Source organism: Tabrizicola aquatica, assembly GCF_002900975.1.
Lineage (GTDB): Bacteria > Pseudomonadota > Alphaproteobacteria > Rhodobacterales > Rhodobacteraceae > Tabrizicola > Tabrizicola aquatica.
Genome location: NZ_PJON01000003.1, coordinates 138853 through 157756, shown reverse-complemented (window position 1 = coordinate 157756; position 18904 = coordinate 138853). Strand labels below are relative to the sequence as shown.

Annotated in this window: 22 protein-coding genes; 10 read left to right on the top strand and 12 right to left on the bottom strand. The window is 65.3% G+C overall.

The features are described 5' to 3' along the window. Positions 1-13: 13 nt before the first annotated feature. Both nirK and CXR42_RS12510 read right to left on the bottom strand, forming a co-directional pair. Positions 14-1096 carry a copper-containing nitrite reductase gene (gene nirK, locus CXR42_RS12515; RefSeq protein WP_425444867.1) on the bottom strand — a complete coding sequence of 361 codons (1083 nt, stop codon included), beginning with the start codon at positions 1094-1096 and terminating at the stop codon, positions 14-16. Between the two features lie 176 nt (positions 1097-1272). After that, complete coding sequence (locus tag CXR42_RS12510) at positions 1273-1704, bottom strand: pseudoazurin (RefSeq protein ID WP_103257904.1); 432 nt, start codon at positions 1702-1704, stop codon at positions 1273-1275. Between the two features lie 127 nt (positions 1705-1831). On the opposite strand from CXR42_RS12510, the gene CXR42_RS12505 reads away from it, so the two are divergent. Beyond that, a complete protein-coding gene (locus tag CXR42_RS12505) occupies positions 1832-2530 on the top strand; it encodes a Crp/Fnr family transcriptional regulator (RefSeq protein ID WP_103257903.1) in 699 nt (232 codons plus the stop codon). On the opposite strand, the gene CXR42_RS12500 is transcribed toward CXR42_RS12505, so the two are convergent. Beyond that, on the bottom strand, positions 2478-2729 hold the full coding sequence (locus CXR42_RS12500) for a DUF1858 domain-containing protein (protein ID WP_103257902.1): 252 nt from the start codon (positions 2727-2729) through the stop codon (positions 2478-2480). The two genes, CXR42_RS12505 and CXR42_RS12500, sit on opposite strands and share 53 nt — an antisense overlap. A gap of 126 nt (positions 2730-2855) precedes the next feature. On the opposite strand from CXR42_RS12500, the gene CXR42_RS12495 reads away from it, so the two are divergent. Genes CXR42_RS12495 through CXR42_RS12470 form a run of 6 tightly spaced genes read left to right on the top strand, consistent with a single transcriptional unit; the run spans position 2856 to position 7508 of the window. Continuing rightward, on the top strand, positions 2856-3308 hold the full coding sequence (locus tag CXR42_RS12495) for a c-type cytochrome (RefSeq protein ID WP_103257901.1): 453 nt from the start codon (positions 2856-2858) through the stop codon (positions 3306-3308). Positions 3309-3320: 12 nt separating this feature from the next. After that, positions 3321-4670 (top strand): cbb3-type cytochrome c oxidase subunit I, encoded by a 1350-nt coding sequence (locus tag CXR42_RS12490; protein WP_103257900.1) that lies wholly within the window; start codon positions 3321-3323, stop codon positions 4668-4670. Between the two features lie 3 nt (positions 4671-4673). Beyond that, positions 4674-5468, top strand: a complete 795-nt coding sequence (locus tag CXR42_RS12485) for a CbbQ/NirQ/NorQ/GpvN family protein (RefSeq protein WP_103257899.1) — start codon at positions 4674-4676, stop codon at positions 5466-5468. Continuing rightward, a complete protein-coding gene (locus tag CXR42_RS12480) occupies positions 5468-7084 on the top strand; it encodes a nitric oxide reductase activation protein NorD (RefSeq protein WP_103257898.1) in 1617 nt (538 codons plus the stop codon). The genes CXR42_RS12485 and CXR42_RS12480 overlap by 1 nt, the downstream gene beginning before the upstream one ends. A 2-nt stretch (positions 7085-7086) precedes the next feature. Then, complete coding sequence (locus tag CXR42_RS12475) at positions 7087-7281, top strand: protein NnrT (protein WP_245875438.1); 195 nt, start codon at positions 7087-7089, stop codon at positions 7279-7281. Further along, positions 7278-7508: an NnrT protein gene (locus tag CXR42_RS12470; RefSeq protein ID WP_103257897.1), complete on the top strand. Its 231-nt coding sequence runs from the start codon at positions 7278-7280 to the stop codon at positions 7506-7508. The genes CXR42_RS12475 and CXR42_RS12470 overlap by 4 nt, the downstream gene beginning before the upstream one ends. Before the next feature lie 51 nt (positions 7509-7559). Here the strand turns inward: CXR42_RS12470 and CXR42_RS12465 are convergent, their stop codons facing one another. The 4 genes from CXR42_RS12465 to CXR42_RS12450 form a co-directional block, all read right to left on the bottom strand. Next, positions 7560-8246 carry a response regulator transcription factor gene (locus tag CXR42_RS12465; protein WP_103257896.1) on the bottom strand — a complete coding sequence of 229 codons (687 nt, stop codon included), beginning with the start codon at positions 8244-8246 and terminating at the stop codon, positions 7560-7562. 119 nt (positions 8247-8365) lie between these two features. Further along, positions 8366-9988, bottom strand: a complete 1623-nt coding sequence (locus CXR42_RS12460; RefSeq protein WP_103257895.1) for a sensor histidine kinase — start codon at positions 9986-9988, stop codon at positions 8366-8368. Between the two features lie 198 nt (positions 9989-10186). Next, complete coding sequence (locus CXR42_RS12455; RefSeq protein ID WP_103257894.1) at positions 10187-10999, bottom strand: polyphosphate polymerase domain-containing protein; 813 nt, start codon at positions 10997-10999, stop codon at positions 10187-10189. A gap of 25 nt (positions 11000-11024) precedes the next feature. Then, complete coding sequence (locus CXR42_RS12450) at positions 11025-11597, bottom strand: DUF4956 domain-containing protein (protein WP_219727950.1); 573 nt, start codon at positions 11595-11597, stop codon at positions 11025-11027. A gap of 235 nt (positions 11598-11832) precedes the next feature. On the opposite strand from CXR42_RS12450, the gene CXR42_RS12445 reads away from it, so the two are divergent. After that, entirely contained in the window at positions 11833-12543 is a 711-nt protein-coding gene (locus CXR42_RS12445) for a DUF6065 family protein (RefSeq protein WP_103257893.1), read from the top strand. A 203-nt stretch (positions 12544-12746) separates the two neighbouring features. Next, positions 12747-13085 carry a hypothetical protein gene (locus tag CXR42_RS19570; protein ID WP_180996051.1) on the top strand — a complete coding sequence of 113 codons (339 nt, stop codon included), beginning with the start codon at positions 12747-12749 and terminating at the stop codon, positions 13083-13085. A 113-nt stretch (positions 13086-13198) separates the two neighbouring features. Here CXR42_RS19570 and CXR42_RS12435 read toward each other — a convergent pair whose 3' ends face one another. Beyond that, positions 13199-13945, bottom strand: a complete 747-nt coding sequence (locus CXR42_RS12435) for an anti-sigma factor family protein (protein ID WP_103257891.1) — start codon at positions 13943-13945, stop codon at positions 13199-13201. A 45-nt stretch (positions 13946-13990) separates the two neighbouring features. Next, positions 13991-14482 carry an RNA polymerase sigma factor gene (locus tag CXR42_RS12430; RefSeq protein ID WP_103257890.1) on the bottom strand — a complete coding sequence of 164 codons (492 nt, stop codon included), beginning with the start codon at positions 14480-14482 and terminating at the stop codon, positions 13991-13993. 114 nt (positions 14483-14596) lie between these two features. On the opposite strand from CXR42_RS12430, the gene CXR42_RS12425 reads away from it, so the two are divergent. Beyond that, a complete protein-coding gene (locus CXR42_RS12425; RefSeq protein ID WP_103257889.1) occupies positions 14597-16036 on the top strand; it encodes a S8 family serine peptidase in 1440 nt (479 codons plus the stop codon). A gap of 13 nt (positions 16037-16049) precedes the next feature. Here CXR42_RS12425 and ugpC read toward each other — a convergent pair whose 3' ends face one another. From ugpC to ugpA, 3 genes are read right to left on the bottom strand one after another with little or no spacing between them, the layout of a single operon-like run. After that, positions 16050-17108, bottom strand: coding sequence for a sn-glycerol-3-phosphate ABC transporter ATP-binding protein UgpC (gene ugpC / locus CXR42_RS12420; RefSeq protein ID WP_103257888.1), 1059 nt, complete (start codon positions 17106-17108; stop codon positions 16050-16052). Then, positions 17109-17978: a sn-glycerol-3-phosphate ABC transporter permease UgpE gene (gene ugpE, locus CXR42_RS12415; protein ID WP_103257887.1), complete on the bottom strand. Its 870-nt coding sequence runs from the start codon at positions 17976-17978 to the stop codon at positions 17109-17111. After that, complete coding sequence (ugpA, locus tag CXR42_RS12410) at positions 17971-18852, bottom strand: sn-glycerol-3-phosphate ABC transporter permease UgpA (RefSeq protein ID WP_103257886.1); 882 nt, start codon at positions 18850-18852, stop codon at positions 17971-17973. Before ugpA ends, ugpE begins: the two co-directional genes overlap by 8 nt. Between the last annotated feature and the right edge of the window lie 52 nt (positions 18853-18904).

The following is an 18904-nucleotide window of genomic DNA, read 5'->3' as shown; positions in this document are numbered from 1 at the left end:
GTTTCAGCCTTTCTCAGGTTTCGAAGCTGTGGGGTTTCACGACCTGTTCCATCAGGGCGTTGTTCCATTCGCCTTCGACCACAAAGTGCGCGGTGGCACCCAGAAGGACGGCCTCGATCAGGTTGTGGTTGACGTAGGCATAGACCCCTGGCTGTTCGAAGGTGTACATCGCCGCCCCCGAGGACCCGCCCCGGATCAGCCAGGTTTCCAGGTTGGTCGCCGGGGCGTCGTTGAACGACCCCGCTTCCCAGACAAAGTTGCCATGGCCGCCGATCAGGTGGGGCCGCGTGTCGCGGTTGGCCTGGTTGTGGATCATCAGCACGGTGGAGCCGACCTTGCTGCGCAGGGCTTTGTCGCCGGTCAGCGCGCCCACCGCGCCGTTAAAGACCGAATGGGTGGGAACCAGGCTGCGCATCGCCTCCAGGCTGTCGGCGTAGTCATCGCCGGCCACGGCGTATGTCTTGTAAGTGCCATCCTCGTTTCGGGGCAGGTAATAGTCCTGCTCGCCGATATAGGCGACCTCGTCATAGCGCAGCGGGTTGCCCTTGCCGTCCTTCAGCCCGTCGCGGGGCAGGACCATCACGGTGCCGTTCATGCCGTGGCAGACGTGATAGGGGATCATCTCGCCGCCGGGGGCACAGTGGTAGGTAAAGACGCCGGCCTTGGTCGCCTTCCAGCGCAGCACGGTTTCTTCTCCGGGGAAAACGTGGGTCAACCCACCGCCACCCAGGGCACCGGTCGAGGAGTGGAAGTCGATGTTATGCTCAAAGACGCTGTCCACCGGGTTGCGCAGGGTGACTTCGACATAATCGCCTTCATGGGCGATGATCAGCGGGCCGGGGACAGAACCGTTGTAGGTCAGCGCCCAGATTTCGGCACCGGTGTCGGCATCGACGGTCATCAGGCGTTCGGTCGTTTCCAGCGTGATCTCGATGATCTTCGGGCCGCCGGTCGCCACCTGGTCATGCACCGGGGCGAAGGGCGGGGCCACCATCTCTTGCCGGACCCGGGTGTAGCCCGACAGATCGACCGGCGGGGCCTTGCTGATCACTTCGGCCTCGGCCTGGATCAGCTTTTCCGGTACGCGGGCCGGCATCGGCATCGGGCCGCGGGGGGCCCGCGCCTTGGCCTGGGTCACGCCGGCGCCAAGGGCGGCCGCCGCGCCTGCCGCGGCCAGCGAGCCGCGCAGGATGGACCTTCTGCTAGGAAACCCTTGGCTGAGGTCGGTCAGTCTGTTCATGATCGTTACTCCGGGGATGGATTACGCGTTGATCAAAGTCCGGCAAGGGCGGCTTCCAGCCGTTCCTTGGCTTTCTTGGGCAGGCGGCCTTCCAGGAAGGTCGCGGGCGGGGCCGCCTCGTCACCGACGGCCACGACCATCACCATGCCCATCGCGAAGTGCGGCTTGCAGCGGATGCCGTAGAAACCGGGGGCGTCGAAGGTGACCTCGACATCCTTGTTCATGTCGCCGACAAATTCGGCGGCGCCTTCGGGCAACATGCCTTCGATCGTCTCGGCGTTGTGGCTCTTGTCGGTGGCGACGAAGCGGACCGTGTCGCCGGGGGCCACGCGGATGGCGGCGGGTTCGAACACCATCGCGCCATCCGTGCCCTTGTTCAGCATCTTCACTTCGACCGTTTCGGCCCAACCGGCCCCTGCCAGGGCGAGGCCAAGGGCGAGGGCGCTTGTCATTTGACGCAACATCTTGTCTTCCTTTGCTGTGCTATTTGGTTGAGGGAAGATTACCCCGACAGCGCCGGCGCGACTTTGCGCGGGCACAAACTCCGCCGCGGTTCCTGGCCCGGCGATCAGGCACGAAAGGCGGACAACGGTGGGAAAACTGCTTGACGAAAGCCTGGTCACAGGCCTGCCGCCGTTCCTTGGCCTTCAGCGCGACCAGATCCGCCTGATCCTGGACGAGGCGGTGTCCCAGCGCCATGACGCCGGGGCCAATGTCTTTTCCGAAGGCAGCCCCGCGACGCAGTTCTTCCTCTTGCTGGACGGCCATGTCCGCGCTCAGCGCACCACGCCGAACGGCGACCAGGTGATCCTGCACCAGATCCCGCCCGGGGAAATGTTCGGCATCGCCCGCGCGATGGGGCTGGAGGCCTATCCCGCGACGGCGGTCGTCGTGGCCGAAAGCATCGTGCTGGCCTGGCCCATGCGGTTGTGGGAGCCGTTCATGGCCCGCTTCGACGGCTTTGCCCGCAACACCTTCCGCACCGTCGGCGCGCGGATGCATGACAAGAACGACCGGATCATGGAGATGGCCACCCTGGCGGTCGAACAGCGCATCTCAAGTGCCCTGCTGCGGTTGGTGAACCAGTCGGGACGCAAGACGCCCCAGGGCATCGAGATCGACTTTCCCATCACCCGTCAGGACCTGTCCGAGATGAGCGGGACCACCCTGCACACGGTCAGCCGCACCCTCAGCGCCTGGGAAAAGGCCGGGATCGTGCAAAGCGAACGCAAGAAGATCACCGTGCTGCAGCCGCACCGGCTGGTGGTGTTGTCCCAGCCCCAGGGCTGACGGCGGCACGAAGCTCGGCCAGCAGGGTGTCCGGGTCGATCCCGTATTCCTCGCAGGCGTTGTCGATGGTGTGAAACGGCCCGATCACGCAGCCGACGCACAACATCCCGCGCGACAGGAATACCGGAACCGTTGTCGGCCAGTGCCGCATGATCTCGGCCAGCGGCAGGTCGGGATCGTCCAGTCGTGGTGTCCGCATCGTCCAGCCCTCCCCTTTCCGGCAGCATGGCCCGAACAATCCCCGCAGACTTTGTTCCCGCGCAAACTTGGAAACGACACCAGCGGTTAGTCCTTCCCGGATGAAAAAGTCTGAGGGACGCCGACAATGGCCGAAATACTGACCAAGACACGGGCGCGAAACATCTTCTACGGCGGGTCGATCTTCTTCGTCGTCGTCTTTGTGGGGCTGACCGTGGACAGCCACCGCTACATCGTCGCCAAATCCACCGCCGGAATGCCGCTGTCCGAGGCGGTGGTGGCCGGCAAACATGTGTGGGAGCGCAACTCCTGCATCAACTGCCACAGCCTGCACGGCGAAGGCGCCTATTTCGCGCCCGAGGTGGGCAACGTGATGACCCGCTGGGCCGTCCAGGACGACCCGGAAGCGGCGTTCGAGGTGCTGAAGGGCTGGATGGAGGCGCAGCCCTCGGGGATCGAAGGGCGGCGGCAGATGCCGAACTTCAACCTGACCGACGAGGACATCCGCAACCTGGCCGAGTTCCTGCGCTGGGCCGATCAAACCGACACCCAGGGCTGGCCGCCCAATGACGCAGGCTGAGGAGGCTTCGCGATGAAATACCAATCCCAAAAGGTGGCGCTGGCCTATTTCGCCTGTGCGCTGTTGCTTTTCGCCGTCCAGGTCATCGGCGGGCTTCTGGCCGGCTGGATCTATGTCTCGCCCAACTTCCTGGCCGAGATCCTGCCCTTCAACATCATCCGCATGATCCACACCAACGCGCTGATCGTCTGGCTTCTGCTTGGCTTCTTCGGGTCGGCCTACTTCCTTTTGCCCGAGGAAGCGGAGCGCGAGATTTATTCGGTCAAGCTGGCCTATATCCAGCTCGCCCTTCTGATGGTCGGCACGTTGGGCGCGGTCGGCAGCTACCTGGTCGGCATCCATGAGGGGCGCGAGTTCCTGGAACAGCCCCTGTGGGTCAAGGTCGGCATCCTGGTCGCGGCGCTGATCTTCCTGTTCAACATCTCGATGACCTTCCTGGCCGGCCGCAAGACGGCCGTGACCAACGTGCTGCTGCTGGGCCTTTGGCTGCTCTGCCTTCTGTGGGTCTTCGCCTTCATCAACCCCGACAACCTTAGCCTGGACAAGATGTACTGGTGGTTCGTCGTCCACCTGTGGGTCGAGGCGACCTGGGAACTTGTGATGGCGGCAATCCTGGCCTTCCTGATGCTGAAGCTGACCGGGGTGGACCGCGAAGTGGTGGAGAAGTGGCTGTATATCATCGTTGCCACGGCCCTCGTCTCGGGAATCCTGGGGACCGGGCACCACTTCTACTGGATCGGCACGCCGGGCTATTGGCAGTGGATCGGTTCCATCTTCTCGACCTTCGAGATCGTGCCCTTCTTCCTGATGATGTCCTTCGCCTTCGTCATGGTCTGGAAGGGCCGGCGGAACCATCCGAACAAGGCCGCACTCCTGTGGTCGCTGGGGTCATCGACCGTGGCCTTCTTCGGGGCCGGGGTCTGGGGCTTCCTGCACACGCTGCACGGGGTCAACTACTACAGCCACGGCACGCAGATCACCGCCGCGCATGGCCACCTGGCCTTCTACGGTGCCTATGTCGCGCTGAACCTGGCGATGTTCACCTATGCCATGCCGATGCTGCGGGAACGTGCGCCCTATAACCAGGTCCTGAACATGGCCTCGTTCTGGCTGATGACCGGCGGGATGGCCTTCATGACTTTCGTGCTGACCTTCGCGGGCACTGTCCAGACGCATCTGCAGCGCGTCATGGGGATGTACTACATGGAGGTACAGGACGGCCTGTCGATCTTCTACCTGATGCGCTTTGGCGCCGGGGCGGCCGTGGTGGCCGGGGCGCTCCTCTTCATCTACTCGCTGGCCTTCGTCCGCAAGGAAGAGGTCGTCACCCCCGGTCCGATCACCGCTGTCGCGGGGGAATAGGCCATGAACGCCCATACCCCCGCCCTTCTGCCGCACTATCGCCCGACGGGCCGTGAGTGCGAACTGTTCGAACTGGCCCATGCCAACCGTCTGCCCCTTCTTCTGAAGGGGCCGACAGGCTGCGGCAAGACCCGCTTTGTCGAGCATATGGCCGCCCGCATGGGCCAGCCCCTGCATACGGTGGCCTGCCACGACGACCTGTCCGCCGCCGACCTGATCGGCCGCTACCTTTTGAAAGGCGGCGAGACGGTCTGGGTCGACGGCCCCCTGACCCGTGCGGTGCGGACCGGGGGGATCTGCTACCTGGATGAGGTGGTGGAGGCCCGCAAGGACGTGACCGTGGTCCTGCACCCGCTGACCGACAGCCGCCGCACCCTGATGATCGACCGGACGGGCGAAGAGTTGCACGCGCCCGACAGCTTCATGCTGATCGCGTCCTACAATCCCGGCTATCAAAGCGTGCTGAAGAAGCTGAAGCCCTCGACCCGGCAGCGGTTCCTGTCGATTGCCTTCGACTTCCCGGACGCTGCGGCGGAAACCGCTGTCATCAGCCGCGAATCCGGACTTGATCCCGTCCGCGCCGGGGCGTTGGCCCGGCTCGCGCGGCACATCCGCGCCCTGTCGGGAATGGACCTCGAGGAAGGCGTCTCGACCCGGCTTCTGATCTATGCGGCCACCCTGATCCAGGGTGGCACCAGCGTGGATGCGGCGCTTGAGGTGGCGGTGGTCCAGCCCCTGTCCGACGATGCCGAGGTGCAGACCGCGCTGCGCGACCTGATCGCCACGGTCTACGGATGATGGACGTGTCGCTCCACGCGCTGATCGAGCCGGAGGAGACCGTCGGCACGATCTGGCACGGCATCGTCAGCGGGCTGGACCGGCCCGATCACCCCGATGCCGCCGTAACCTTCGCCGAGGTCCAGCGCAGCGCCAGCTTCCTGTTCCGGGCGCTGGGCGGCGCGGCCTCGGTGGAAATCCTGCAGGCCGCGCCCGACCGGACGACCACCGCGCTGGCCAGTTTCGACGGCGCGCACCTGCGGCTGCCGCCGTCGATTGCGCTGTTCGACAGCCCGGCCATGAACCGCCGCGCCTATCTTTGGCTGGTGGCGCAGGCGGTGCTGGACCCGGCAGAGATCCCGCTCCGCTGCCCCGGCCTTGCGCAGCTTGCGACGCCGGGCGCGATCCGCCTGCACCGGGCCGAACCTGGCACCGGCACTTCGGCCTCGGACGCGGATCAGGCGAACCCGGCAGCCGCAGCCCCGCCCACCGTCGCCGGGCGCAAGAAGGGCCTGCGCCGCGACCTGGACCAGGCCAACCGGCGCGACAGTTTCATCGTCCACCGGTTTGAGGCGATCCTGAGTTGGGTCGAGAACCTGAACCTCAACCGCTCGGTCGAGGATGATGACCAGGAAAACGCCCAAAAGGCAGCCGACGATCAGGATGTGATCGGCCTGTCGCGCCACGACCGCCGCGCCGCCACCCGGTTGCGGCTGCATCTCGACCTTTCCCCGGCCGAAGCGGAACACGAACGGCTGGCCGACCGCTTCACCTACCCGGAATGGAACCACCGCGCGGCCAGCTACATGCCGGATCACTGTGTGGTGCTGGAGCGTGAGGTGACCGCCGACCCCGCAGGCTTCACCCCCGAACCCCGCCACCTGCGCGCCGTCCGCCGCCAGTTCGAGGCGCTGCGCCCGCGCCGCATCCTGACCCCGCGTCAGCTGGACGGGGCCGAGCTTGACCTTGACGCCGTGGTCTCGGCCCAGGTCGACCGCCGCGCCACCGGCCAGGGCAGCGACCGCATCCACATCGCCACCCGCAAGATCGAGCGCGACCTGTCGGTCGCCTTTCTGGTCGATTGTTCTCGCAGCACCGAGGCGGCGGTGGGCGACACTTCGGTGATCGAGGTCGCGCGCCAGACCCTTGCCGCCATGGCGGGCGGGATCGACGGGCTGGGCGACCGGCTTGGCATCTGGGGCTTTTCCTCGATGCGGCGGAACCGGGTGTTCCTGCACCGCTGCAAGGCCTTTGACGAGCCGATGGGCCGCCCGGTGATCGACCGCATTGGCGGGCTGAAACCGGGGCATTACACCCGCCTTGGCACCGCGATCCGCCATGTCTCGGCCGAGCTGGCCAAGGAAAGCGCCAGCCGCAAGCTCCTCGTGGTGCTGACCGATGGCAAGCCAAACGACCTTGACCACTACGAAGGCCAGCACGGGATCGAGGACAGCCGGATGGCCGTCCGCGAAGCCCGGCGCAGCGGGCTTGCCCTGCATGGCGTGGTGATCGACGAGGACGGGCAAAGCTGGTTCGCCCGCATCTTCGGCGCGCATGGCTTTTCGCTTCTGTCCAGCCCGGCGCGGATCACCGCCGCCCTGCCGGACCTTTACCGCACCCTGACCGAAGGACAGTGACCATGATCCGATCCAAGACCCGTTCCGCGCTGCTGGCCGCAGTCTGCACCTTGGCCACCCAACCCGCCTTGGCCGAGCAATTCCAGCGCCCGACCCCCGCCGCCCAGGACGCCACGGTCGAGCTTTGGTTCGCCCTCGCCGCCCTGGCCTTCGCCGCCAGCCTGGTGGCGGTGCAGTGGCTGGTCGCCCGCAGATGACGGGCCGCCACCGGACCCTGCTGATCTTTGCCCTGCTCTATCCGCTTGGGGCGGGGGCGGTGGCGATCAACGCCTTCTTCGCCTCGCTCATTGCGGCCTGGGCGGGGGCACGGGTCCTGACGCCGGTCGAGTCCTGCCTGGTCGGCGTCGTGCTGGGCCTGCCGGCCACCTATGCCTTCGCACGCCACGTCAATGCGCTGATCAACCGCGCGGACGCCGAAGCCTAGCCCGGGCAAGGTGGCGGCGGCACGGTCTCGCCAGCCTGGGACGCATAGGGATCAGCCCTCGTCCCTTGCATCCAGCCGGTAACCGTAATTCCGGATGGTGGTGATCATGTCCGCCGCGCGCGGAAGCTTGCGCCGAATTCGGCTGATCGTCACATCGACCACATTGGTCAGCGGGTCGGCCTCCAGCCCCCAGACCGAATTGAGCAGCCGTTCGCGCGCCAATACGCGCCCGGCGTTCTTCATCAGCACGACCAGGACCGCCATTTCCTTGGCCGACAGGTCCAGCTCGACCTCGTTGCAGTAGATGCGCATCGATCCGGTATCATATCGAAGCGGCCCGACGCAGATTGCGCCAGCCTCCGCCGGTTCCAGCATTCCCGCCCTGCGCCGGTGCAGGGCATCGATCCTTGCGACCAGTTCGTCGAATTCAAAAGGCTTGGGCAGATAATCATCAGCGCCGGTTCGCAGCCCCTTCACGCGATCGTCGGTCGAGCCAAGCGCACTGAGCATCAGGATCGGCACATCGTTGCGGATGCGGCGCAGATGGCGACACATCTCGTCGCCCGACATTCCTGGCAGCATCACGTCCAGAAGGACAATGTCATAGGTGGCCGATTTCAACCGCTCCAACCCGTCCTCGGCATTGGGCGCGACCTCGACCATCCAGCCTTCCGGCCGCAAGCCGCGCCGCACGAAGTCTGCCACACGCGGCTCGTCCTCGATCATCAGGATCTGCATATCCGGCCCGGTTCCTTGTCCTGTCAGCCACCCTTTCCGCCCCCGTCGCACATCCTGCGACAGGCGGGGCCGGGCGCCTGCGGTGTCATAATGCTGATACAAACGGGCTGGGGACGAAGTTATTCCGCCTTCCGCGCAGGAATATCTTCAGTCGGCGACTGAACGCTGCGCAGCGCGGCCGCAAAGCGCAGCCGCACGACCAGCCCACCGCTTTCGCCGTCCGACAGATCGACGCTTCCGCCATGCGCCGCCATGATCGACCGCACGATCGGCAGGCCCAGGCCAGTGCCGTCAACCCCGATGCTTTGCGCACCCGACCCGCGGAAGAACCGGTCAAAGGCCTGGTCCTTCTCGGCGTCGCTCATCCCCGGCCCGTCATCCTCGACAAGGATGTCAAAGCCATCGGCGCTGCGTTGGACGCGAGCGGTCACGTTTCGCCCGCCATAGCGCAGCGCGTTGTTCATGACGGCCAGAAGGCACTGCCGCAGACGCACCGGATCAACCCGCGCCGGGGCCGGGCGGCCAAGCCGCAGAACCTCGACGCGTGACTGCGCCAGGCTGGCGGCATCCGCCAGCGCCGCATCCAGATCGACGCTGCGCAGGTCCAGCCGAAGCTGCCCGGCCTCTTCCCGCGCGACCAGCAGCAGATCATCGACGATCCGGTTGGAATGGCGTGCGGCATCGCGAATGCGCGAGAAGGATTCCGACGCGGCCACCGGATCGACCTGACCGCCCCGCAGCGCGATATCCGCCTCGCCCTGGATGATCGTCAGGGGCGTGCGCAATTCGTGGCTGACATCGGCCATCATCTGGCGACGGCTGGCCTCGACCTGCTCGAACCGGGTCAGGATCGTCTGCAACTCGGCCGTCCGCTCACCGACCCGACTTTCCAGCTGTCGCGCCTCGCCGCGCAGGTCACGTTCGCGCGCCCCGATCTCGGCGGCCATTTCGGACAGGGTGGTGGCCAGATGGCGGAACTCCATCGCGCCTGCCACCGGGATCGGCGTGTCATAGGACCCGCGCCGATAGGCCCCCGCCCCGGCCACCAGATCGGCCAGGGGCCGAACGACCGTCCGCCGATAGATCACGATCGCCGCCAGGGTGATTGCGATCATCGCCCCAAGCACGGCCGCCGCCAGCACGGCCACCAGCTGACGGAAACCGGCCGCCTCTTGCAGCGCCTCGTTCACTTCCTCGCGTTCGCCGGCAAGCGCCACTTCGATCAGATCGGACAGTGTCCGGTCGATGTCGCGGTCCAGAAGCACCGCCAGGTCCTGACGACCCGAGGCATTGGGGCCGCCCAGATCCTCCAAGATCCGCTCATAGCGCAGCATCACGTCCTTGATGCTGCGGTCCAGCGTCGACAGAAGCTGCAACTCTTCCAGCTCTTCCTCGCCGTCGATCTCGATCTCGCGGGCGATGATGCGCTGAATTTCAACCAGATTGGCTTCGATCCGGCCCTTCACCTCGGCTTCCAGGGCCGACCGGTCGCGATCCCCGATCAGCAGGGCGTCCGCCTTTTCCTTGAACAGCTGATACAGGTTCGACCGCAGGACCTGATGCTCGGAATAGGACGCATGCGCCAGCGCGATCCGCTCCTCGATGGCCGAGGTGCGCAGGACCACCCAGAAGGTCAATCCTGCACAGGCCACCGCACCGGCCACAAGCACGGCCGAGACCAGCGACAAAAGCAGGGACAGGCGCATCTTCGACGGACCCGAGGTTTCCGAAACCGTGGACATGGGGAAAGCCACTTCAAACCTCGTGCATAGTGCCAGACCGTGACAGCATGGTGACAAGCTGACGGCATGGCGACCGGATTTCAACCATGCTGACCGGCGGCGGCCCGTCCCGCCGCCGGTCAGCACGCGCTACCGGGGACCGTCCCCAGTCAGGACCCCCGGCGCGGTCATGGCAGGGGCGATCCCCTGCATTCACGCTTAGGCAGCAGCCTGGTGAAGCGGCAGCGCCTGGGCCAGCACCACAGCCTCGCCCAGCCGCAGCTTGCGCATCGCCGGAAGAAATCGGTTGTGCCGCTCGACCAAGCCCAGCGCGGCCATGCCGACACAGTATTTCGAGCAGCTGTTGGTCGGGTGCAGATGCTCGGCCCGCAGGATCTTGTCAGCGATGCCGTTGCCGCGCGCCGACTTGGTCTCCAGGATGAACATATCCGGTCCGGCCTCACGCTCCAGATTGGCGGCACGGAAGGCAAGCCGGGTGTCGATCGTCATCCGCTCGCCCCCCTCGCGGGCGACCAGGGTGATGCGTTCGTACTGCATCCCGATCACCGGCATCAGTTGCCGCCCCAGCGGCGCGCCATAGATCTCGGCATGGCAGGCGTCGATGAAGGCCAGGCTTTCGGCGCACAGGCTGCGCGCGGGGCGGTCCAGCTTCAGCCGCTTCTTCACCGTCGCATCGCGCACGTCCTTCAGCTTGACCTCCAGATAGCTGAACCCCGCGTCCACATAGTTGCGGATGCGCACCTTGCAGCGTTTGCGCCGGCCCTGGTGGTGGTCGTAGTAGCCCCGCGCCTCGGGGTCGTCGAAATAGTCGGTCGCATAGGTGAAGGCGCGCTTGCCGCTGATTTCCAGCACGTCGAACAACTCGCCAAAACAGTCGAAGGCAGGCAGCAGGCGGTCGGCCGGCACGATGTACTTGTTGTCCAGCCGCTCCAGCATGGCGGCCTTGGCGTTCAACCCGTCCAGCGAGATCGTGCCGAACCGCGACAGGCTTTGGGCAATGCGATGGTCCATGGTCGTTCCCTCCAAGGGGTTGATTTCACTTGCGGTAGAAGACGTTGATCTGCGCCATGTCGGTGATGTAATTCAGCGCGACGATCTGATAGCTCATCACCTTGACCCCCAGCCGCGACGACAGCGCGCTGCGCATCTTGTCGGGGTCGGACAGCGCGTCGGGGTCGATCTTGTCCAGCGTGACCTTGATCCCGTCGACCGACTTCAGGATGCGGGGATGGTCAAAGACATAGGCCCCCAGAAGCACCAGCCCGACCACCACGCCGACAAACGGCAACGTCGTGCCCTGGATCGAACAGATGACGGCAATCGAGATCGAGCCGAAGAAATAGGTGATCTCGATCTTGGAAATCTGTTCCGACCGCAGCGTGAACAGCGCCAGGATCGCGAATAGGCCAAAGCCCGCGGCCAGCGAGAATTCGACCGCCCCAAGGATCGACAGCACACCGAAGGCGAAGATGTTGAACAGGGACGCCGCCGTGACCAGTTCCTTGTCGCGATAGCGCAGGTAGAACAGCCCGAAGACCAGCAGTGTCATTGCGACGATGTTGATCGCAAAGCGCAGCATCAGGTCAGGGTTCAGAAGATCGGTTAACATGATTGTCCTCGCATCAACGGCCCGGCTGGACACCGGGGATGCGAAGAAACCTAGTCGGCGCAAATGGGCACGGACTTGCCGGAAGATTACAGTTTCATGACAGAACGATGAAGCTTTTCCACCACCACCCCGGCCCGGTCGGAAGACGTTCCACCATCCGGCGCTCTTGCAAACGCTTTTGCGGGAATAGTTCCTGTCCTGCCGCGTTATCCCGGCAACCAGTCAGGAGACCAAGATGAGCTTCTTCCGCAAGCCCGCACCCACAATCCAGTTCCTGTGCGAACCGAAGGACGAAGGCGTGATCGCCCCCCCGGTGCCGGCCAAGGCCTATCTGCCCGACTGGTTCCGCAAGCTTCCGGCCGTCGATGACACCAAACTCTCGCAGACCGACACCGGCCTGACCGTCAAACGCTGCATGCCGTTCCTCGATGCGATGACGACCGGCTGGATCATCCCGTTGGCCGCCACGGTGCGCATGGAAATCAAGGAAGGCGGCGCGGTGATGGAGGCGGGCTGGGACTTTGACCGCACGATGATCTCGAACCACGGGATGCATCAGGTCAAGGGCAACCCCTGGGGCAACCGCCCGCCGCGCAAGTTCCACAACTACTGGACGATCACCACGCCCCCTGGCTGGAGTTGCCTGTTCATCAACCCGATGAACCGCCCGAACGGGATATTCGAAATCATCTCGGGGATCGTCGACACCGACACCTACCGCTCGCCCGTCCATTTCCCATTCTTCGCCACCGGGCCGGACGGCTTGCATGTGATCGAAAAGGGCTCGCCCATCGTGCAGGTCATCCCGTTCCGCCGCGACGCCGCCGAGATCCCGGCGGAAATCCGCGCCGAAACCAAGACCGAGGCCGACATCCGCATCAAGGTGCTGCGCCTGACCCAAGCCGCCACCGGCTGGTACCGGACCAAAGCGCGCGCCAAACGCTGACCACCTGCCAGCGCCACATCTGCAAGGGCCGGGGCATCGCTCCGGCCCTTTCGCTTTCGCGCCACGCTCGACGCTTCGCACCCCCGCAAAGCGAAACGCCGACCCAGGGGGGGGCCGGCGTCCGACAGGGAGATTGGCGCAGGCGCGATCAGTCGTCGTCGCCGTCGTCGCTGTCCGAGTCGCTGCTCGAGTTCGAGCTGGAGTTGCTGTTCGAGTTGCTGTTGGAATTCGAGCTGGAGTTCGAATTGCTGTTCGAGTTCGAATTGCTGTTCGAATTCGAGTTGCTGTTGGAGTTGGAGTTGCTGTTCGAATTCGAGTTGCTGTTCGAGTCCGAGTTCGAGTTCGAGTTGCTGTTGGAGTTGCTCTCCGAACCGCAAGCTTCGCTCGTTTGCGCGCCATCCTTGCAAGCGTCATCGTCGGCGACAACAGGGGCCGCCAGGAACGAGGTCGCCATGAAAGCGACGGTCGCGGCTTTGGCGAAAGTTTTCATCGGTGGTGTCCTTCCTTTTCAGAAGCAGCCATCGGTGACTGCACAGGGATAACGGGCAACGTCAGGACTTATTCCGCGAAGAATTGCGAAAGGCGCACTTTCTTTGTCCGCAAATGAAAACCCCCGCCATTGGCGGGGGTGTGGCAATCCTTCGGCCCGGCAGACTTACTTCAAGGCAGCCAGGGCGGCGGCTTCCTCGTCGTCGGACAGGGGTGCGCCCGCCTCGTTGGCTGTCAACCAGGCGTCCAGCGTGTCCAGGGATGACGCCGGCACATAGGCCGCGTCGTCGGCCGCGGCGGTGGCGACCGCAAAGCGGACGGACCAGCCCGCCTCGGCATGACAGGCAACGGCGACAACCGTGTCGCCCTGGGCGCGATCATGTTCGAACTCTCGGCACAGCTGGCCGGAACCGTCCCGGAAGCTTGCGATCCCGGTGAAGCCGACACCGCTGCCAATCTCGCGCCGTTCGCCCGAGGTCACGCTTGCCAGGGCATCGACCAGGGCCCCCTCTTCGATCAGCGCGACCGAAAGTCCCCCTGCCCCGCCGCTCTCGGGCTTGCCGATCCAACCGCCCAGGATGCCCACGGCCAGCGCGACGGACGCCGCAATCGGCAGTTGCCAGAAGGGCACCGTCCGACGCCGCGAGGCCAGGTCGATGACCTGCGCCGTCCCGCCGGGGGCTTGCCGCCTTGCGTCGGCCTCGGCCATGGCGCGGATCGTCGCGGCCAGCCTGTCGGGCACCGGGGGTGCCACGCCAAGCGCCTGCTTTACCAGCGCCCGGCTGTCGGAAAATGCAGCCACCTTCGCAGCCAGACCCGCGTCCGCCGCAATCATCCGTTCCACCTCGGCCGCGTCCTCTGGCGCCAGCGCGCCGTCGGCATAGGCCATCAGCCGTTCATCATCGATTGCCATCGGGGTCACCCTTTTCGCCTTGTGCAGGGTCTAACGCACGGCGCATCACTTTATTCCCATCTTTGCAGCAACGGCCAGGCGGGCCCGGGCCAGGCGGCTCATCACCGTGCCGATGGGGACGCCGATCACCTCGGCCGCCTCGCGGTAGCTCAGCTCGTCAACACAGACCAGCATCATCACCTCGCGCTGATCTTCGGGCAAAGCGGCAATGGCCGCTTCCGCCTTGCGCAGGGTCAGCACCGCCTCCATGTCGCGGACACCGTCCACGACGGCAGCGTCGGGCGCATCCACGATGTCGACCGTGACACCCTGCGTCGTTGTCCGCCGCGCGTGGTCGATCCAGGCATTGCGCAGGATGCGGAACAGCCAGGCATCAAGCCGCGTCGTCGGGTCGAACCGGTCCCGCGCCGCAAAGGCCCGTTCGGCGGTGATCTGCACCAGATCGTCCGCCAGGTCCCCGCGCCGGCACAGCGACAGGGCGAACCGCCGAAGATTGGGCAGCAGCGCAATCAACTCGTCACTGAAACTGTCCCGCATGACTTCTTTCTGATCAGGATTATTTTTGCGGCTGAGGAATAGCGCCCGGGTGCCATCCGTAAAGCGAAAGCACGGGTGTAGCTACCCATAACCAGACAGGACCAAGGCCGAACCATGCCAGACAAACTTCTTCTCCGCTCGGTGGCGACGATGCTGTGCCTTGCCCTCGCCACGGCCCCGGTCGTCTGGCAGGCAGATCCGGCCTGGGCGCAGGATGACGATGACGACGATGGCGGTGACGACGACGATGACGGCGGCGACGACGATGATGACGACGGGGGTGGCAGCAGCTCCGGCTCCAACGACGACGATGATGACGATGGGGGCAGCCAGGGTGGCAGCAACGACGACGATGATGATGACGACAGCGGCCGGGCCAGCCCGGACGATGACCGCCCGTCGCGGACCACCGGACAGCAGCCCCGGCGTCCACCTCCCGCTCCGGCCCCGCGTGAACTTGCGCGGTTCGCCGCGGGCGAGGTCGTCACCCTGGAACTGACCGAAGCCGATCTTGCAACATTGCTGGACCGTGGCTTCCGCGTCCTGGAAGAGCGGCCGGTGCCCGAGATCGGCATCGTCGCCCGCCGCTTGGCCATCCCCGACGACAGCACGCTTGAGGAAGCGCGAGACCAGGTTCGTGCGCTGGCCTCGGGTGGTGATGCGGATTTCAACCATTACTACCGCACGGAACAGGCCCCCACGGCCGAACCCGTTGCCTGCCAGGGCCAGCACTGTCCTTCGCTGGAGCAGATCGGCTGGACCGCTCCGGCCCTGCCGGCCACTTGCGCGGCCGATGTGCTGATCGGCGTCATCGACACCGGCATCAACCCGGACCACGCCGCCTTTGCGGCGGCCCGGCTGGATGTCCATCGGCTTGCGCCCGAAAGTCTTGACCCCTCGCGCGCAGTGCATGGCACCGCCGTCCTTTCGCTGCTGATCGGCAGCCCGGACAGCCGTTCGCCAGGACTCCTGCCGGACGCCCAGGTCGTTGCGGTCGATGCCTTCCACACCGCCAGCGGCGATGAACGCGCCGATGTCTACACCCTGGCTGCCGGCATGGATTTCCTGGCCGACCGCGGCGTGCGCGTGATCAACATGAGCCTGGCCGGCCCTCCGAACAGTGTCCTGGAAGCGGCCACCGCGGCGCTGGTGGCGCGGGGTGTGATCATCGTGGCGGCCGTGGGAAATGGCGGGCCGAAGGCCGACCCAAGCTATCCCGCCGCCTATCCGGGGGTGATCGCGGTCACCGCCGTCGATTCCGCCGACACCGTCTATCGCCGGGCCGGTCGTGGCCCGCATGTGGACCTGGCCGCGCCGGGCGTGGACGTCTGGACCGCCGCCTCGGTCAGCGGGGCACGGCCGAAAACCGGAACCTCCTTCGCTGCGCCCTTCGTCACTGCGGCGGCCGCCTCTGCCCTGGTGCTTCGCCCCGAGCTTGATGCAACGACACTGGCGGCCGAACTGGCCGCCTCGGCCAAGGATCTGGGCGACCCCGGCCGCGACGATGTCTACGGCTTTGGCCTGATCCAGGCGCAGCGGCTGTGCCAGCCTTAGGTCCGGGCCGGCGTCAGATGCGCCGGCCATCCTGGGGCGAGAAGAAATGCAGCCGGTCCCCCGGCAGCGCGACATGCAGCCGGTCGCCCCGCGCCGCATGGGTGTTTCCGGCCAGGCGCAACGTCACCTGCGTGTCCGAATTCTCGATCACGCCATAGCCGAAGGCATCGGCGCCCAGCCATTCGACCGACCGCAGCACGATCGGAAACGTGTTCCCCGCCTCGGGCTGGATCTCGATATCCTCGGGCCGCAGGCCAAGGCGAACGTCCCCGCTGACCGCTTGGTCCGCGACGGTCACCCGATGCCCGCCCGGCAGCAGGACAGCCCCATCCTCGCAGCGTGCGTCGAAGATGTTCATCGCGGGCGAGCCGATGAAGCCCGCCACGAACTCGGTCGCCGGGGTGGTATAGACCTCATGCGGCGTCGCGATCTGCTGGGCGACGCCCTTTTCCATGACGATCAGGCGGTCGGCCAGGGTCATCGCCTCGACCTGGTCATGCGTCACGTACAGCGTGGTCTGGCCGGTCCGCTGGTGCAGGTCCCGGATCTGCAGCCGCATCTGCACGCGCAGCTTGGCGTCCAGGTTGGACAGGGGTTCGTCCAGCAGGAAGGCCGCCGGTTCCCGCACCAATGCCCGCCCCATCGCCACCCGCTGCCGCTGCCCGCCCGACAAGGCGCGCGGCTTGCGGTCGAGGTACGGCTCCAACTCCAGCATGGCGGCCGCCTTGGCCACCGCCGCGTCGATATCCGCCTTGGACATGCGGGCGATCTTCAGGCCATAGGCCATGTTCTCGCGCACGGTCATGTGGGGGTAAAGCGCATAGTTCTGGAACACCATCGCGATATCCCGCGCCCGTGGCTCCAGCCCGTTCACCACCCGGTCGCCGATGCTGATCGTGCCCGAGGTGATGTCCTCCAGCCCCGCCACCATGCGCAGCAGGGTGGACTTGCCACAGCCCGAAGGCCCGACGATCACCACGAACTCGCCGTCGGCAATGTCCGTGGTGATGCCGTGGATCACCTGCTGCCCGGCATAGCTTTTCCGCACGTCTTGCAACTGGATGCGCGCCATTTACTTCTCCGTCTCGACAAGGCCCTTCACGAACCACCGCTGCATCAGCACCACCACCAGGATCGGCGGCAGGATGGCCAGCACCGAGGTGACCATCACGAGGTTCCAGGGGGTATCGGCATCCGCGAAAGAGATCATCTTCTTCAGCGCGATGACGATGGTGTTCATTTCATTGGAATTCGTGACCAGCAAGGGCCACAGGTACTGCGTCCAGCCATAGATGAACTGGATCACGAAGATCGCCGCGACATTGGTCAGGGACAGCGGCCACAGGATGTCCTTGAAGAACCGCCAGGGACCGGCGCCATCGACGCGGGCGGCCTCCAGCAACTCGTCCGGGATGGTCATGAAGAACTGCCGGAAGAGCAGCGTCGCGGTGGCCGAGGCGATCAGCGGCAGGATCAGACCGGCATAGGTGTCGATCAGGCCCAGGTCCACCATCACCTTGTAGGTGGGCTGAATGCGCACCTCGACCGGCAGCATCAGGGTGATGAAGATCAGCCAGAAGCAGGCCATGCGGAAGGGAAAGCGGAAGAACACGATGGCATAGGCCGAGGCCATCGAGATCACGATCTTGCCGATGGCGATGCCCAGCGCGATCAGCGTGGTATTGCCCAAAAGCAACCAGACGCTGACCCCGCCGATCCGCCCCACCCCGCCCGAGAACGCCTCGCCATAGTTGGCAGCCGCCTCGGGGCCGGGGAGAAGCGGCAGGGGCGGGCGCAGGATCGTCTGGACCGAGTGGGTCGAGGCGATAAAGACGTAGTAGATCGGGAAGGCGACGATGATGACGCCAAGGACCATCCAGAAATGCGCCATGGTGCGCGACAGGCCGGACGGGGCCATCGGGTTCTGAACAGACTCAGCCATAATGCACCCGCCGTTCGATGAAGCGGAACTGGAAGGCCGTCAGGGTGATGACGATGACCATCAGGATCACCGACTGCGCGGCAGAGTCTCCCATGATCAGGTTCACGAACCCGTCGTTATAGACCTTGTAGACCAGCGTCTCCGTGGATTTGCCCGGCCCGCCGCCGGTCACGGCATGGATGATCCCGAACGTGTCGAACAGGGCATAGACGGTGTTCACCACCAGCAGGAAGAAGGTCGTGGGCGCCAGCAGCGGAAAAACGATGGTCCAGAAGGCATGGCGCCGGCTGGCCCCGTCGATCGCCGCCGCTTCCAGCAGCGATTTCGGAATGGCCTGCAATCCTGCGACGAAGAACAGGAAGTTGTAGCTGATTTGCTTCCAGGTCGCCGCCGCGACGACCAGGGCCATCGCGTCGTCCCCGTCCAGAAGCGGGTTCCAGTCGATCCCCAATTGCCGCAGCGGCCAGGCCAGCGTGCCGAAGGACGGGTTGAACATGAACAGCCACAGCATCCCGGCGATGGCCGGGGCCACCGCATAGGGCCAGATCATCAAGGTCCGGTAGAACCCCTTGCCCCGGATGATCTTTTCCGCCTGCACCGCCAGGAACAGCGCAATCGCCAGCGCCGAGAAGGCGACCAGCAGCGAAAAGACCACCGTCACCTGCACCGCGTTCAGATAGTTCGGATCGCTTAGAACCTTTCGGAAATTCGCCAGCCCGACAAAGGTGCTGGACAGGCCGAACGGGTCTTCCTTCAGCACCGATTGCCGAAAGGCCTGGGCGGCCGGCCAATAGAAAAAGATCAGCGTGATCGCCAGTTGCGGGGCAAGCAGCAGCCACGGCAAGACCTTGTGCGGGAAAACCGTCCTGCGCATCCGAAGCCTTTCAGGTCACGTAATGAAAGCAAGCTGCGGGCGCGGGGCCCGC

Coding starts and splice junctions, on each gene's coding strand:
- ugpA (WP_103257886.1), bottom strand. CDS start 18,852: ATGCGCAGGACGGTTTTCCCGCACAAGGTCTTGCCGTGGCTGCTGCTT.
- CXR42_RS12460 (WP_103257895.1), bottom strand. CDS start 9,988: ATGTCCACGGTTTCGGAAACCTCGGGTCCGTCGAAGATGCGCCTGTCC.
- CXR42_RS12510 (WP_103257904.1), bottom strand. CDS start 1,704: ATGTTGCGTCAAATGACAAGCGCCCTCGCCCTTGGCCTCGCCCTGGCA.
- CXR42_RS12485 (WP_103257899.1), top strand. CDS start 4,674: ATGAACGCCCATACCCCCGCCCTTCTGCCGCACTATCGCCCGACGGGC.
- CXR42_RS12435 (WP_103257891.1), bottom strand. CDS start 13,945: ATGGCAATCGATGATGAACGGCTGATGGCCTATGCCGACGGCGCGCTG.
- CXR42_RS12455 (WP_103257894.1), bottom strand. CDS start 10,999: ATGGACCATCGCATTGCCCAAAGCCTGTCGCGGTTCGGCACGATCTCG.
- CXR42_RS12500 (WP_103257902.1), bottom strand. CDS start 2,729: ATGCGGACACCACGACTGGACGATCCCGACCTGCCGCTGGCCGAGATC.
- ugpC (WP_103257888.1), bottom strand. CDS start 17,108: ATGGCGCGCATCCAGTTGCAAGACGTGCGGAAAAGCTATGCCGGGCAG.
- CXR42_RS12445 (WP_103257893.1), top strand. CDS start 11,833: ATGAGCTTCTTCCGCAAGCCCGCACCCACAATCCAGTTCCTGTGCGAA.
- CXR42_RS12475 (WP_245875438.1), top strand. CDS start 7,087: ATGATCCGATCCAAGACCCGTTCCGCGCTGCTGGCCGCAGTCTGCACC.
- CXR42_RS12450 (WP_219727950.1), bottom strand. CDS start 11,597: ATGTTAACCGATCTTCTGAACCCTGACCTGATGCTGCGCTTTGCGATC.
- CXR42_RS12470 (WP_103257897.1), top strand. CDS start 7,278: ATGACGGGCCGCCACCGGACCCTGCTGATCTTTGCCCTGCTCTATCCG.
- CXR42_RS12495 (WP_103257901.1), top strand. CDS start 2,856: ATGGCCGAAATACTGACCAAGACACGGGCGCGAAACATCTTCTACGGC.
- CXR42_RS12490 (WP_103257900.1), top strand. CDS start 3,321: ATGAAATACCAATCCCAAAAGGTGGCGCTGGCCTATTTCGCCTGTGCG.
- CXR42_RS12465 (WP_103257896.1), bottom strand. CDS start 8,246: ATGCAGATCCTGATGATCGAGGACGAGCCGCGTGTGGCAGACTTCGTG.
- nirK (WP_425444867.1), bottom strand. CDS start 1,096: ATGCCGGCCCGCGTACCGGAAAAGCTGATCCAGGCCGAGGCCGAAGTG.
- ugpE (WP_103257887.1), bottom strand. CDS start 17,978: ATGGCTGAGTCTGTTCAGAACCCGATGGCCCCGTCCGGCCTGTCGCGC.
- CXR42_RS12425 (WP_103257889.1), top strand. CDS start 14,597: ATGCCAGACAAACTTCTTCTCCGCTCGGTGGCGACGATGCTGTGCCTT.
- CXR42_RS12430 (WP_103257890.1), bottom strand. CDS start 14,482: ATGCGGGACAGTTTCAGTGACGAGTTGATTGCGCTGCTGCCCAATCTT.
- CXR42_RS12480 (WP_103257898.1), top strand. CDS start 5,468: ATGGACGTGTCGCTCCACGCGCTGATCGAGCCGGAGGAGACCGTCGGC.